The sequence below is a fragment of the Streptomyces cellostaticus genome, assembly GCF_001513965.1.
Lineage (GTDB): Bacteria > Actinomycetota > Actinomycetes > Streptomycetales > Streptomycetaceae > Streptomyces > Streptomyces cellostaticus.
Genome location: NZ_KQ948111.1, coordinates 1 through 2,236, shown reverse-complemented (window position 1 = coordinate 2,236; position 2,236 = coordinate 1). Strand labels below are relative to the sequence as shown.

Annotated in this window: 1 protein-coding gene; it reads right to left on the bottom strand. The window is 69.6% G+C overall.

Translation table 11 applies throughout. The annotated features are described in order from the left end of the window. Positions 1-2,236: type I polyketide synthase (locus AQI88_RS42275; protein WP_244184662.1), on the bottom strand; the 2,236-nt coding region annotated here is incomplete at both ends.

The window sequence follows — 2,236 nt, the reverse complement described above, 5'->3', positions numbered from 1 at the left end:
GAAAACGCGACTGCCCTCATACAGCCCCCGCCCCATCCCCACCCACTGCGACCCCTGACCCGCGAACACCAACCCCACTCGCGCCCCCGGCCGTGCCACCCCCGACACCACCGAAGCCGCAGACACCCCACCAGCCAGCCTCTCCAGGCCGGTCACCAACTCCCCACAGTCACCGCCGACCACCACGGCCCGGTGCTCAAACACCGACCGCGACACCGCCAACGACCACGCCACATCCACCGGCTCCAACTCCGGCCGGGCAGCAGCCCACTCCCGCAACCGCCCCGCCTGCGCCGCCAACCCCTCAGCCGACCGACCCGACACCACCCACGCACCCACACCCGACACCACAGGCCCCGTGCCCTCGGCGCCCGCCTCAAGCTCACCGACCTCAACAGCCGGAGCCTCCTCGACAATGACGTGCGCATTCGTGCCGCTCAGGCCGAACGAGGACACACCAGCTCGCCGCACCCGGCCATCCGTCGGCGACCACGGCACGGACTCGGTCAGCAGCTGCACCTCACCGGCCGACCAGTCCACGTGCGGCGACGGCTCGTCCGCGTGCAGCGTCGCCGGCAGCTCCTGGTGCTGCAACGCCAGCACCATCTTGATCACACCGGCCACGCCCGCGGCAGCCTGCGTGTGCCCGATGTTGGACTTTACCGAACCCAGCCACAACGGCCCGTCTCCGGCGCGCTCCTGGCCGTAGGTGGCAAGCAGGGCCTGTGCCTCGATGGGGTCGCCGAGCGTGGTTCCCGTACCGTGCGCCTCCACCACATCCACATCGGCAGCCGACAGCTGGGCATTGGCCAGGGCCGCCCGGATCACCCGCTGCTGCGAGGGACCGTTCGGCGCCGTCAGACCATTGGACGCACCATCCTGGTTCACCGCAGTGCCCCGCACCACCGCCAGCACCGGATGCCCATTACGGCGGGCGTCAGACAGCCGTTCAAGCACCAGGACACCCGCGCCCTCGGCCCATCCCGTCCCGTCCGCATCCGCGGAGAAGGCCCGACACCGCCCATCCGCCGACAACCCCTGCTGCCGGGAGAAGTCGATAAACGTTGCAGGGGTCGCCATGACCGTGACGCCGCCGGCCAGCGCCAGGGAGCACTCCCCGGACCGCACCGCCTGGGCGGCCAGGTGCAGCGCCACCAGCGACGACGAACACGCCGTGTCCACCGTCACCGCCGGACCCTCAAGACCCAGCGCGTACGACACACGACCCGACAGCACACTCGTCGCGTTACCGGTCATCAAGTGACCCTCGACACCGAATGCGTCCTGCCCCGCCAGGGCCAGGCCGATCCCGTATCCCGACGCGAAACCACCCGCGAAGACACCTGTCGGGCTGCCCTGCAGCGCCCCGGGATCGATTCCGGCCCGCTCCAGCGCCTCCCACGACACCTCCAGCAGCAACCGCTGCTGCGGATCCATCGCCAACGCCTCACGCGGACTGATCCCGAAGAATCCGGCATCGAAGTCCGCCGCGCCCTGCAAGAACGCGCCCGCCTGGGTGTAGGAAGTTCCCGCATGCTCCGGGTCAGGGTCGTACAGGCTGTCGATATCCCAGCCACGGTCGGTCGGGAACCCCGATATCGCGTCTGTCCCCGAGGCCAGCAGGTTCCAGAACTCCTCGGGGCTGCCCGCGCCACCAGGGAACCGGCAGCTCATCCCAACGATCGCCAACGGCTCATCCGTAGCCGCCACGGCAACCACCGACCCGCCGACACCCGCCAACTCTCCGGTCAGCTCACCCCGCAGATAGTCAGCCAGAACCACCGGAGTCGGATAGTCGAACACCAACGTGGCCGACAACCGCAACCCCGTCACCGCGTTCAACCGGTTCCGCAGCTCAACCGCCGTCAGCGAGTCAAAGCCCAGATCCTTGAACGCCCGCCTATCCGGGACCGCCTCCGCCGAGGCATGCCCCAGCACCGCAGCCGCCTCAGCCCGCACCACATCGGCCAGCACCCGCTCCTGCTCCAACCGGCCCAACCCCGCCAACCGCTGCGCCAGTTCACCCTCACCACGCGCGACGCCATCAGCACCAGCACCCGCAGCCGGCAGCTGGCGGATCTCGGGCAGATCCCGCACCAGCGGCATCCCCCGCATATCCGCCGCACCAGGCGCCGAAGCAAGCTGCGCCCAATCGACATCCATCACCATCAGCACGGCATCGGGACCCTCGATCGCATCGCCCAATGCCCGCACCGCCAACTGCGGATCCATCGCC